This window comes from Streptomyces sp. NPDC089915 (assembly GCF_040684675.1).
Lineage (GTDB): Bacteria > Actinomycetota > Actinomycetes > Streptomycetales > Streptomycetaceae > Streptomyces.
Genome location: NZ_JBFBGN010000178.1, coordinates 1 through 12,078, shown reverse-complemented (window position 1 = coordinate 12,078; position 12,078 = coordinate 1). Strand labels below are relative to the sequence as shown.

General features: G+C 71.9%; 9 protein-coding genes and 1 pseudogene. All 10 read left to right on the top strand.

The genetic code is table 11. The annotated features are described in order from the left end of the window. Nucleotides 1-29 precede the first annotated feature (29 nt). A pseudogene (locus AB0O29_RS31640) lies at nucleotides 30-752 on the top strand (NTP transferase domain-containing protein); the annotation flags it as partial. A 381-nt stretch (nucleotides 753-1,133) separates the two neighbouring features. Beyond that, entirely contained in the window at nucleotides 1,134-2,066 is a 933-nt protein-coding gene (locus AB0O29_RS31635) for an N-acetylneuraminate synthase family protein (RefSeq protein ID WP_365158531.1), read from the top strand. 85 nt (nucleotides 2,067-2,151) lie between these two features. Further along, a complete protein-coding gene (locus AB0O29_RS31630; RefSeq protein ID WP_365158522.1) occupies nucleotides 2,152-3,300 on the top strand; it encodes a hypothetical protein in 1,149 nt (382 codons plus the stop codon). Between the two features lie 137 nt (nucleotides 3,301-3,437). Beyond that, nucleotides 3,438-4,682: an amidohydrolase gene (locus tag AB0O29_RS31625; RefSeq protein WP_365158528.1), complete on the top strand. Its 1,245-nt coding sequence runs from the start codon at nucleotides 3,438-3,440 to the stop codon at nucleotides 4,680-4,682. A gap of 230 nt (nucleotides 4,683-4,912) precedes the next feature. After that, the gene (locus AB0O29_RS31620; protein WP_365158519.1) at nucleotides 4,913-5,977 is read left to right on the top strand and encodes a BMP family ABC transporter substrate-binding protein; all 1,065 of its coding nucleotides are present in this window, start codon (nucleotides 4,913-4,915) and stop codon (nucleotides 5,975-5,977) included. A 265-nt stretch (nucleotides 5,978-6,242) separates the two neighbouring features. Then, nucleotides 6,243-7,838 carry an ABC transporter ATP-binding protein gene (locus AB0O29_RS31615; protein ID WP_365158525.1) on the top strand — a complete coding sequence of 532 codons (1,596 nt, stop codon included), beginning with the start codon at nucleotides 6,243-6,245 and terminating at the stop codon, nucleotides 7,836-7,838. Beyond that, nucleotides 7,835-8,950, top strand: coding sequence for an ABC transporter permease (locus AB0O29_RS31610; protein WP_365158516.1), 1,116 nt, complete (start codon nucleotides 7,835-7,837; stop codon nucleotides 8,948-8,950). The genes AB0O29_RS31615 and AB0O29_RS31610 overlap by 4 nt, the downstream gene beginning before the upstream one ends. Then, entirely contained in the window at nucleotides 8,947-10,212 is a 1,266-nt protein-coding gene (locus AB0O29_RS31605) for an ABC transporter permease (protein WP_365158514.1), read from the top strand. Before AB0O29_RS31610 ends, AB0O29_RS31605 begins: the two co-directional genes overlap by 4 nt. Further along, complete coding sequence (locus AB0O29_RS31600) at nucleotides 10,209-10,607, top strand: cytidine deaminase (protein ID WP_365158511.1); 399 nt, start codon at nucleotides 10,209-10,211, stop codon at nucleotides 10,605-10,607. Before AB0O29_RS31605 ends, AB0O29_RS31600 begins: the two co-directional genes overlap by 4 nt. 137 nt (nucleotides 10,608-10,744) lie before the next feature. Beyond that, nucleotides 10,745-12,022, top strand: a complete 1,278-nt coding sequence (locus AB0O29_RS31595) for a thymidine phosphorylase (RefSeq protein ID WP_365158508.1) — start codon at nucleotides 10,745-10,747, stop codon at nucleotides 12,020-12,022. The last annotated feature ends 56 nt before the right edge of the window (nucleotides 12,023-12,078 follow it).

Below are 12,078 nucleotides of genomic sequence, written 5' to 3'. Positions count from 1 at the left end.
GCCCCGGCCATCCGCCGCCTGGGCGAACTGTGACCGCCCGCCCCCACACCACCCCGGCGCCGACCCCCGCCCCGGGGGCCGCCCTGAGTGCCGCCCCGGCCCCGGGCGCAGCCCCGGTCGCGAGTGCCGTCCCGGCGCCCGGCTCGGCCCCCGCCCAGGTGCCGGCCCCCGCCCAGGTGCCGGTCCCTGCCCCGGGGACCGTCCCGAGTGCCGCCCCGGTCACCGGTGCCGTCCCGGCCCTGGGTGGAGCCCCGGTGGCGGGTGACGTCTCGGGCGTCGTCCCGGCCCTGGGCGCCGCCCCGGTCGCGGGTGCCGTCCCGGGCCTCGTCCCGCCGCGAGCGGCCCCCAGGGTCCTCGCGGTCATTCCCGCCCGGGGCGGGTCCAAGGGGGTGCCCGGGAAGAACACCGCGCGGGTCGGCGGGAGTCCGCTCGTCGCACGTGCCGTGCGGGCCTGCCTGGCCGCGCCCACCGTCACCGACGTGGTCGTCTCCACCGACTCCGAGGCCGTCGCCGCCGCGGCCCGCGCGGCCGGCGCCCACGTCATCGCGCGCCCCGCCGCCCTCTCCGGGGACACCGCGAGCAGCGAGGCCGCCGTCCTGCACGCCCTGGACGCCTTCGAGGCCGGCGACGCACGGGGCGGGCACTCCCTCACGGTGGACGTGGTCCTCCTGGTCCAGTGCACCAGCCCCTTCCTGACCCCCTCCGACGTGGAGTCCGTCGCCTCGGCCGTGGCCTCCGGCGCCGCCGACTCCGCCCTGACCGCCGCCCCCTTCCACGGCTTCCTCTGGCGGCGCGGCCCCGACGGCTCCGGGACCGGGGTCAACCACGTCCCCGCGTACCGCCCCCGCCGCCAGGACCGCCCCGGGGAACTGCTGGAGACCGGCGCCGCCTACGCCATGACCGCGGCCGGCCTGCGCGCCGCGCGGCACCGCTTCTTCGGGCGGGTCCTGCCCGTCCCCGCGGACCCGGCGCGGGTCCTGGAGGTCGACGACCCGCACGACCTCGCCCGCGCCCGCCTCCTCGCCCCCCTCCTCGACCCGGCTCCCGAGCCCCTCCTCGATCCCCCTCCCGCACCGCTCACACCCCCGACACCGCTCACACCCCCGACACCCCCGCGAAGGACACCCGACGCCATGACCGTCGCCCCCCTCAACCCCCGCCTCCGCACCCTCGGCACCCGCATCGCCGGCCCCGGCCGCCCCGTCTACGTCGTCGGCGAGATCGGCATCAACCACAACGGCGACCTCGGCACCGCCTTCGCCCTGATCGACGCCGCCGCCGAAGCCGGCTGCGACGCCGTCAAGTTCCAGAAGCGCACCCCCGAGCTCTGCACCCCCCGCGACCAGTGGGACGTCGAACGCGACACCCCCTGGGGCCGGATGACCTACATCGACTACCGCCACCGCGTCGAGTTCGGCGAGGCCGACTACCTCGCCATCGACGAGCACTGCGCCAAGCGCGGCATCGACTGGTTCGCCTCCCCCTGGGACACCGAGGCCGTCGCCTTCCTGGAGAAGTTCGACCCGCCCGCCCACAAGGCGGCCTCCGCCTGCCTCACCGACGACGAACTGCTGCGCGCCCTGCGCGCCACGGGCCGGACCGTCGTCCTCTCCACCGGCATGTCCACCCCGAAGCAGATCCGGCACGCCGTCGAGGTGCTCGGCAGCGACAACATCCTCCTGTGCCACGCCACTTCGACGTACCCGGCCAAGGCCGAGGAGCTCAACCTGCGGGTGATCAACACCCTCCAGGAGGAGTACCCGAACGTCCCCGTCGGCTACTCGGGGCACGAGACCGGCCTGCAGACCACCCTGGCCGCCGTCGCCCTCGGCGCCGTCTTCGTCGAACGGCACATCACCCTCGACCGCGCCATGTGGGGCTCCGACCAGGCCGCCTCCGTCGAGCCCGGCGGCCTCACCCGCCTCGTGCGCGACATCCGCACCATCGAGACCGCCCTCGGCGACGGAGTCAAGAAGGTCTACGACTCCGAGCTCGCCCCCATGCGCAAGCTCCGCCGCGTCCAGGGCACCCTCCCGGCCCCCGCGCCCGCCCCCGCCGCCTCCTGACCCTCCCCCCCCGGGGCCCTCCCCCCAGGGCCCTTCCCCCTCCGGCCCTCCCCCCCCGACCCTCCTCCCCAGAGCGGAGTACGTCGTGACGCCCTCAGCCCCCACCCTGGCCCTCGTGGAGAGCCCGGTCCAGCTCCTCAACGTGCTGGAGTGGGCCCACACCCGGCGCGGGGACGGCGGCCCGCTGCTGCCCGCCGTCCCCAGCCAGCCCGGCCCCGCCCCCGGCCGGAACCGGACCGGCCCCCGCCCGGCCGCCGCCGCCGACGGGCTGCGCATCGTCGTCCTGCCCCCCACCGACCCCATGTCACGGGGCCAGCTGCGCCGGGTCGCCGGGATCGCCCGGGGCGAGGGGCACACCGTCCACTGGCAGGAGGCCCGGGGCGGCTCCGGGTCCCCGGCCGGGGCCCTGGCCGCCCTCGCCCCCGCCGTGCGCCGGGCGCGGCGGATCGTGGTCGGCGACCCCTTCTCCCGCTTCCTCCAGCTGCTGCTGGTCCCGGCCCGCGCCGCCGAGCTGGTCGTCGTGGACGACGGCACCGCCACCATGGAGTTCGTCGCACAGCTCGGCCGCGGCGAACGGCTGCGCCGCTGGCACCGCACCGGCGGCGGGGCCGCGGCCCGGGTGCGGGAGCTCGTCTACGCCCCGGTGTCGGGCACCGCGCGCCGCCGGCTGACCCCGCGCGACGGGCGCACCGTCGAACTGTTCACCTCGATGCCCGTCACCCCGCCGCCCGGGGCCCGGCTGCGGGTCAACGACTTCGCCTGGACCCGGTCCCGCTTCGGCCCGCCCCGGCTCACCAAGGGCACCGACCTGGTCGGCACCTCCCTGGTGGAGACCGGGGTGGTCGACCCCTTCCGCTACCTGGACGCCGTCCGCGCGCTGGCCCGGGAGCACGGCGTGACCCGCTACTTCGCGCACCGCCGGGAGACGCCGGAGAAGCTGCGCGCGCTGAGCGAGGCGACCGGGCTGGAGATCGTACGGCCGGACCTGCCGCTGGAGCTGATCGCCCGGCGGGGCCCGATCGGCCGTACCGTCGTCAGCTTTCCGTCCACGGTCGTCCACACGCTGCCGTACGCGCTCACCGGCACCGGCGTGACGGTCGCCGTGTGCGAGGTCGACCCCGCCTGGCTCACCGCCACCGCCTCGCCCAGGGCCCGCGGCTTCCTCGCGGGGGTCACCGACACCGCCCGTGATGTGCGCAGACTCCCCCTCGGGGCGGCCCCCGCGGCCGGATGAGCGCGCGAGTTTACCCCCGCGTGCATCCGGTCATGCGTCCAGAGGCCGCTTTTCTTTCCCCTAACGGCATGAATTTCCGGTGATCTCCAGACAGTTGGCCCATCCGTGCGCCTACCCTTAAACGGGTGAACCAGTTGATGTCCCGCGAGTCCCTGCCCGCCCTGCCCGGCAAGCCCGACCGGCCCGAGCTGCCCGGCAAGCTTCCGGATCACCTGCGTGCCGAACTGATCGCCTTCCGCCGCGACTTGCACATGCACCCCGAACTAGGACACCAGGAGTTCCGCACCACGGCGGCGATCAAGGCGCGGCTGGAGAAGGCGGGCCTGCGACCACGGGTCCTGAAGTCCGGCACCGGCCTCGTCTGTGACGTCGGCACCTGGGACCGGGGCCGGCCGATGCTGGCCCTGCGCGCGGACATCGACGCCCTGCCCATCCCGGACGCCAAGACGCACGTCCCGTACCGCTCGACCGTCCCGGACCGCGCCCACGCCTGCGGCCACGACGTGCACACCTCCGTGGTCCTCGGCGCCGGCCTGGTGCTCGCCGAACTCGACCGCCAGGGCCTGCTGCCGCGCCCGGTGCGGCTGCTGTTCCAGCCCGCCGAGGAGGTGCTGCCGGGCGGAGCCACCGAGGCCCTCGAATCCGGGGTGCTGGAGGGCGTCGGCCGGATCATCGCGGTGCACTGCGACCCGCGCGTGGACGCCGGCCGGATCGGGCTGCGGCCCGGCCCGATCACCTCGGCGTGCGACCGGCTGGAGGTCACCCTGTCGGGCCCCGGCGGCCACACCGCCCGCCCGCACCTGACCACCGACATGGTCACGGCCGCCGCCCGGGTCGCCCTGGACGTGCCGGCCCTGCTGGCCCGCCGGATGGACGCCCGCTCGGGCATGTCGGTCACCTGGGGCCGGATCGAGGCCGGTCACGCCTGCAACGTCATCCCGATGCACGCGGAGCTCTCCGGCACCATCCGCTGCCTGGACCTGAACGCCTGGTACGAGGCCCCGGACATGATCCACGCGGCCATCGACGAGGTCGCGACGATGCACGGCGCCAAGTTCGAGATCAACCACGTGCGCGGGGTGCCGCCCGTGGTGAACGACCCGGTGGTCACCGAACTGCTCCGGGAGGCCATGGCGGCCCGGTGCGGCGCCGAGTCCGTCGAGGACACCGAGCAGAGCCTCGGCGGCGAGGACTTCTCCTGGTACCTGGAGCACGTCCCGGGCGCCATGGCCCGCCTCGGCGTCCGCAAGCCCGGCGACACCGCCAAGCGCGACCTGCACCGGGGAGATTTCGACGTCGACGAGGACGCGATCGGGTTCGGCGTGGAGTTCTTCACGGCCGCCGCCCTGCTCGACGGGCGCCGCACAAGGCCCTCCTCGTAAAAAATCAAGTAAATCTCCGTACAACATCCGCGCGCCCTCTGTCGGACCTGTCCAGCCCTTGGTACACAAGGGCTGGACGCTCCCGCGGTTACCAATCGGTCACTGTCCGGTTCGCGACGATCCGATAACGACTCATGAACGGGCCTTTAACTGACATCTACGCGCGTTACGATCGCCGCGAAACCAGCGCCGGTCGTGGCGCTTCGGTCAGGTTTTGAAGGAGCCTCCCCTTGCGCCGGATCACCAGGATCGCCACCGTGGGCATCGCGTCCGCGGCGCTGGCCCTCTCGGCCACCGCCTGTGGCGGAAAGAAGTCCTCGGACGCCTCGTCCTCCTCGTCCTCCTCGGAGTCGAAGAGCGCCAGCGCCGCCATCGCGTACGACGTCGGCGGCCGTGGCGACCAGTCGTTCAACGACGCCGCCTACGCGGGCCTGGAGAAGGCTGCGAAGGACCTCAAGGTCAAGACCGCCGAGGCCGAGCCGACCGAGGGCGAGAGCGAGGCCGACAAGGTCCAGCGCCTCACCGAGCTGGCGCGCAAGGGCAACAACCCGGTCATCGGCGTCGGCTTCTCCTACGCCCCGGCCATCAAGAAGGTCGCCGCGAAGTTCCCGAACACCACGTTCGGCATCATCGACGACACCTCGGTGACCGACAAGAACATCGCCAACCTGGTCTTCAACGAGGAGCAGGGCTCCTACCTGGCCGGCGTCGCCGCCGCCAAGGCGTCGAAGTCCGGCACCGTCGGCTTCATCGGCGGCGTCGAGGTCCCGCTGATCAAGAAGTTCGAGGCGGGCTTCACCCAGGGCGTCAAGGACACCAACCCGAACGCCAAGGTGCTGTCGGCCTACCTGACCCAGCCGCCGGACTTCTCGGGCTTCGCCAAGCCCGACCTCGGCAAGGCCGCCGCCAAGGGCCAGCTCGACGGCGGCGCCGACGTGGTCTACGCGGCCGCCGGCCTCGCGGGCTCGGGCGCCATCGAGGCCGCCTCCACCGCGGGCAAGTGGGCCATCGGCGTCGACTCCGACCAGTACAACCAGGCCGGTCTGTCGAAGTACAAGGACCACATCCTGACCTCGGTCACCAAGGACGTCTCCGACGCGGTCTACAACCTGATCAAGTCGGTCAAGGACGGCAAGCCGGAGTCCGGCGAGGTCCGCTACGGCCTGGACAAGAACGGTGTCGGCCTGGCCGACTCGAACCCGCAGTACAAGTCGATGGCCGACGTCATCGCCGCGGTGGAGAAGGCCAAGGCCGACATCATCGCCAAGAAGATCACCGTCAAGACCACGCCGTAAGGCCCCTGTCTGACACGTGAGTCGTGGTCTCCGGGGTCCGGAAGCGGTCAACCCGCTCCCGGACCCCGAGCCGCGTATTCGCCCCCAGTCCGTGCGAACTTGTGGCCAGTTGGCCGCAAGTTTTCACTTCCGACAGTGCTACGCGCGTAGAGGCATCGTGGACGCGATACCGTCCCTCTCCCGCCCACCCGCCCGGCCGATCCCCGCCCTGTCCTCCTGCCACTTGGCTCAAATCCGGCTCCTTCCGCGCCAAGGAGAGTGCGTCATCAACGCGTCCAGCCCCCCTCTCGCCGTAGAACTGCACGGCATCACCAAGCGTTTCCCCGGCGTCGTCGCCAACAAGGACATCGCCATCTCCGTCCGCAAGGGCACGGTCCACGCCCTCATCGGTGAGAACGGTGCCGGCAAGTCGACCCTGATGAAGATCCTCTACGGCATGCAGAAGCCGGACGAGGGCACCATCGCGATCGACGGGGAGCAGGTCTCCTTCAACAACCCGGGCGAGGCCATCGCCCGCGGCATCGGCATGGTCCACCAGCACTTCATGCTGGCCGACAACCTCACCGTGCTGGAGAACGTCGTCCTCGGCGGCGAGAAGCTCTACGGCATCGGCGGCAAGGCCCGCAAGAAGATCATGGAGATCTCGGACGCGTACGGCCTCGGCGTGCGTCCCGACGCCCTCGTGGAAGACCTCGGCGTCGCCGACCGCCAGCGCGTGGAGATCCTCAAGGTCCTCTACCGCGGCGCCAAGACCCTCATCCTCGACGAGCCCACCGCCGTGCTCGTGCCGCAGGAGGTGGACGCCCTCTTCGACAACCTGCGCGAGCTCAAGGCCGAGGGCCTGACCGTCATCTTCATCTCGCACAAGCTGGGCGAGGTGCTGAAGGTCGCCGACGACATCACCGTCATCCGCCGCGGCACCACGGTCGGCACCGCCGACCCGAAGACGGCCACGACCAAGCAGCTCGCCGAGCTGATGGTCGGCACCGAGCTGCCCTCGCCGGAGACCCGCGAGTCCACGGTGACCACCACCCCGATGCTCCAGGTCGCCGGTCTGCGCCTCGGCGCGACCGACCCGGACGGCGTCGTGCGCGAGGTGCTCGCCGGCATCGACCTCACCATCCACAAGGGCGAGGTCCTCGGCCTCGCCGGCGTCGAGGGCAACGGCCAGACCGAGCTGATCGAGGCCCTCATGGGCATGGTCAGCCCGGACGGCGGCACCATCACGCTGGACGGGAAGGACATCTCCGCCCTCCCCACCCGCAAGCGCCGCGAGGGCGGCATCGGCTACATCCCCGAGGACCGCCACCGGCACGGCCTGCTGCTGGACGCCCCCCTCTGGGAGAACCGCATCCTCGGCCACGTCACCGAGAAGCCGAACTCCAAGGGCGGCATCCTCGACCCGAAGGCCGCCCGCAAGGACACCGAGCGGATCGTGCGCGAGTACGACGTCCGCACGCCCGGCATCGACGTCACCGCGGCCTCCCTCTCCGGCGGCAACCAGCAGAAGCTGATCGTCGGCCGCGAGATGAGCCACGACCCCAAGTTCCTGATCGCCGCCCACCCCACCCGCGGTGTGGACGTCGGCGCGCAGGCGCAGATCTGGGACGCCATCCGCGAGGCCCGCCGCGAGGGCCTGGCCGTGCTCCTGATCTCCGCCGACCTGGACGAGCTGATCGGCCTGTCCGACACCCTCCGGGTCATCTACCGCGGCCGTCTGGTCGCCGACGCCGACCCGGCGACCATCACCCCCGAGGAGCTCGGCACCGCCATGACCGGCGCGGCCAGCGGCCACCTCGAAGCCCATGACGACCACTCCGCCGGGGTCGACGGCGACACCACGGAGGACGAGGCCCGATGAAGAAATTCGACAAGGACCGGCTGCTCCTGGCAGCCGCCGGACCGGTGCTCGCGCTGGTCAGCGCCCTCGTGCTGACCATGCTCGTGCTGGCCGCCTCGGGCGTGGACCCGATCGACCCGCTGCGGATCATGATCGAGCAGGCGGGCTACGAGGACATCCAGGTCCTGATCATCAACCAGGCGGGGATCTACTTCCTGGCGGCCCTGGCCGTGGCCATCGGCTTCCGGATGAACCTCTTCAACATCGGCGTCGACGGCCAGTACCGCCTCGCGGCGATGATCTCGGCCGTGGTCGGCACGGCGGTCTCGCTGCCCGCCCCGCTGCACATCCTGCTGATCGTGCTCGTCGCCATGGCGACGGGTGCCTTCTGGTCCGGCATCGCGGGCATCCTCAAGGCCCGGCGCGGGGTGAGCGAGGTCGTCTCCACGATCATGCTCAACGCCATCGCCACCTCCGTGATCGCCTGGCTGATCCTGCCGAAGAACCTCGGCGTGCAGCCCCCCGGCTCCAACGACCTGACCACCGGTGACATCCCGGAGTCCGGCTGGTTCCCGGCGGTGTCCCTGCCCGGCGGCGACATCTACGGCTTCACCTTCGTGGCGTTCGCCCTCGGTGTCGTCTACTGGTTCGTCCTCAACCGGACCCGCTTCGGCTTCGACCTGCGCGCCTCCGGCGCCAGCGAGTCCGCCGCGCAGGCCTCCGGCGTCGAGCCCAAGAAGATGATCATGACGGCGATGCTCATCTCGGGCGCCGTCGCCGGTCTGACCGGCATGCCGCTGCTGCTCGGCGAGTCGCACACGTACAACCTGTCCTTCCCCCTGGGTGTCGGCTTCACCGGCATCACCGTCGCTCTGCTCGGCCGCAACAACCCGATCGGCATCTTCTTCTCGGCCTTCCTGATCGCCTTCATCGACAAGGCGTCCGCCGGTCTCGACACCGAGGGCTACGCCAAGGAGATCGGCACGATCATGCAGGGCCTGATCGTGATCGCGGTCGTCGTCAGCTACGAGCTCGTCCGCCGCTACGGCATCCGCCGCCAGCAGCAGAAGGTCGGCGAAGAGCTGGCCGCCGGCCATGCCCTCAAGACCGACAACAAGGAGGTCGCGGCGTGAGCACCAGCACCGTTTCCGCGACGAGCGCCGCGCCCCAGAAGGGCGGCGGACGCCGCAAGCTCACCCTGCCCTGGATCCTGCTGATCATCGCGGCCGGCCTCGCGCTGGTCTCGGTCGTCCGCCTGATCTCCGGCGCCAACGACCTGACCTCCGTCGGCCAGTTCTCCGGCGCCCTCCAGCTCGCCGTGCCGATCGCCCTCGCGGGCCTCGGCGGCCTGTGGGCCGAGCGCGCGGGCGTGGTCAACATCGGCCTCGAAGGCATGATGATCCTCGGCACCTGGTTCGGCGCCTGGGCCGGCTACCAGTGGGGCCCGTGGACCGGTGTCGTCCTCGGCATCGTCGGCGGCGCGATCGGCGGCCTGCTGCACGCGATCATCACCGTGACCTTCAACGTGAACCACATCGTCTCCGGTGTGGCGATCAACATCCTGGCCGTCGGCTTCACCCAGTACCTGTCGAACTTCACCTTCGACAAGACCCCGGGCGGCTCCTCCAAGCAGTCCCCGCGCATCGACCCGATCACCGAGATCACGATCCCAGGGCTCTCGGACTGGCTGGCGACGCTCCAGGGCAAGCACTGGTTCCTCATCTCGGACGCCGCCGGCGCCCTCGGCGGCCTGGTCACCAACCTCTCGCTGCTGACCGTCGTCGCCGTGCTGCTGGTCCCGGTCACCTGGTGGGTGCTGTGGCGCACCGCCTTCGGCCTGCGCCTGCGCTCCTGCGGTGAGAACCCCGTCGCCGCCGAGTCCCTCGGCGTCAACGTCTACAAGTACAAGTACATCGCCGTGATCATCTCCGGTGGCATGGCCGGCCTCGGCGGCGCGTTCCTCGCGATCGTCTCCACCGGCATCTACCAGGAGGGCCAGACCGGCGGCCGCGGCTACATCGGTCTCGCCGCGATGATCTTCGGCAACTGGATGCCGGGCGGCATGGCGCTGGGCTCGGGCCTCTTCGGCTTCACCTACAGCCTCCGCCTGCGCGGCGGTGCCGAGAACGTGCACGCGATGCTCCTGCTCATCGCGATCCTGCTCGTCCTCGCCGTCGCCTGGCAGCTGTACAAGAAGAAGTACCTCCAGGCCGGCATCGCCGCGGTCTGCGCCGCCGGGCTCTTCGTCTGGTACGCGCTCACCGACCAGGTGCCCAGCCAGTTCGTGGACGCCGCCCCGTACGTCACGACGCTGCTCGTGCTCGCCCTGTCGGCGCAGCGCCTGCGGATGCCGAAGGCGGACGGCATGCCGTACCGCAAGGGCCAGGGCAAGTGACCCCGGCCCCCACGGTGGACTGGGAAGCCCTGCGGACGGCCGCCAGGGACGCGATGACCCGCGCGTACGCCCCGTACTCGGGCTTCCCGGTCGGGGTGGCCGCGCTGGTCGACGACGGCCGGACGATCACCGGCTGCAACGTCGAGAACGCGAGCTACGGGCTCGGCCTGTGCGCCGAGTGCGGCCTGGTCTCCTCCCTCCAGGCCACCGGCGGCGGCCGTCTCACCCACTTCACGTGCGTGGACGGCAAGGGCGAGATCCTCGTCCCGTGCGGCCGCTGCCGCCAGCTGCTCTACGAGTTCGGCGGCCCGGAGCTCCTGGTGGAGACACCGGACGGGATCCTGCCGCTGAGCGCGATGCTGCCGCAGGCCTTCGGGCCCGACCACCTCAGATAGCCGTGACGACGGCCCTCCGCCCAGCCGGGCCGAGGGCCGTCGGCCGTCTTCGAGCCGGGCTCGACCCCCACCTGAGAATCCTTGTAACCCCTGAACCTCCCTCCCTCATCTCTATGCGCGTAGAAGGAAGTCACCTCATGGACGTCATCTCCGTCATCCGGACCAAGCGGGACCGCGGTGAGCTGAGCCCCGAGCAGATCGACTGGGTCATCGACGCGTACACCCGCGGGGTCGTCGCCGACGAGCAGATGTCGTCGCTCGCGATGGCCATCCTGCTCAACGGCATGAACCGGACCGAGATCGCCCGCTGGACCGCCGCGATGATCGCCTCCGGCGAGCGGATGAACTTCGACTCCCTCTCCCGCCCCACCGCCGACAAGCACTCCACCGGCGGCGTCGGCGACAAGATCACCCTCCCGCTCGCCCCGCTCGTCGCCGCCTGCGGCGCGGCCGTACCGCAGCTCTCGGGCCGCGGCCTCGGCCACACCGGCGGCACCCTCGACAAGCTGGAGTCCATCCCGGGCTGGCGCGCGCTGCTTTCCAACGAGGAGATGCTGAACGTCCTCGACACCACCGGCGCCGTCATCTGCGCGGCCGGCGACGGCCTGGCCCCCGCGGACAAGAAGCTCTACGCCCTGCGCGACGTCACCGGCACCGTCGAGGCCATCCCGCTGATCGCCTCCTCGATCATGTCGAAGAAGATCGCCGAGGGCACCGGCTCCCTCGTCCTCGACGTGAAGGTCGGCTCCGGCGCCTTCATGAAGAACATCGAGGACGCCCGCGAGCTCGCCTCCACCATGGTGGCCCTGGGCACCGACAGCGGCGTCAAGACCATCGCCCTGCTCACCGACATGTCGACCCCGCTCGGCCTCACCGCGGGCAACGCGCTGGAGGTCCGCGAGTCCGTCGAGGTCCTGGCCGGCGGCGGCCCGGCCGACGTGGTCGAGCTGACCATCGCCCTCGCCCAGGAGATGCTGGCGGCCGCCGGCATCAAGGACGCCGACCCGGCGAAGGCCCTCGCCGACGGCTCCGCCATGGACGTGTGGCGCCGGATGATCTCCGCCCAGGGCGGCGACCCGGACGCGGCCCTGCCCGTCGCCCGCGAGCAGCACGTGGTCACCGCCTCCGCCTCGGGCGTCCTGACCCGCCTCGACGCGTACGCGGTCGGCGTCGGCGCCTGGCGCCTGGGCGCGGGCCGCGCCCGCAAGGAGGACCCGGTGCAGGCGGGCGCGGGCATCGAGCTCCACGCCAAGCCGGGCGACACCGTCACGGCCGGCCAGCCGCTGATGACCCTCCACACGGACACCCCGGAGAAGTTCGACTACGCCCTGGCCTCCCTGGAGGGCTGCTACGACGTCGCCCCGGCGGGCACGTCCTTCACCGCGAACCCGATCGTCCTGGACCGCATCGCCTAACCTCCCCCCGGACGCCGGCGGGGCGGGGGTACTCCCCGCCCGGCTGGTGTGGCGGC

What these genes read in the sequence shown, in the direction of transcription:
- AB0O29_RS31635 (WP_365158531.1), top strand. Translation starts at nt 1,134, where the DNA reads ATGACCGTCGCCCCCCTCAACCCCCGCCTCCGCACCCTCGGCACCCGC.
- AB0O29_RS31625 (WP_365158528.1), top strand. Translation starts at nt 3,438, where the DNA reads ATGTCCCGCGAGTCCCTGCCCGCCCTGCCCGGCAAGCCCGACCGGCCC.
- AB0O29_RS31610 (WP_365158516.1), top strand. Translation starts at nt 7,835, where the DNA reads ATGAAGAAATTCGACAAGGACCGGCTGCTCCTGGCAGCCGCCGGACCG.
- AB0O29_RS31595 (WP_365158508.1), top strand. Translation starts at nt 10,745, where the DNA reads ATGGACGTCATCTCCGTCATCCGGACCAAGCGGGACCGCGGTGAGCTG.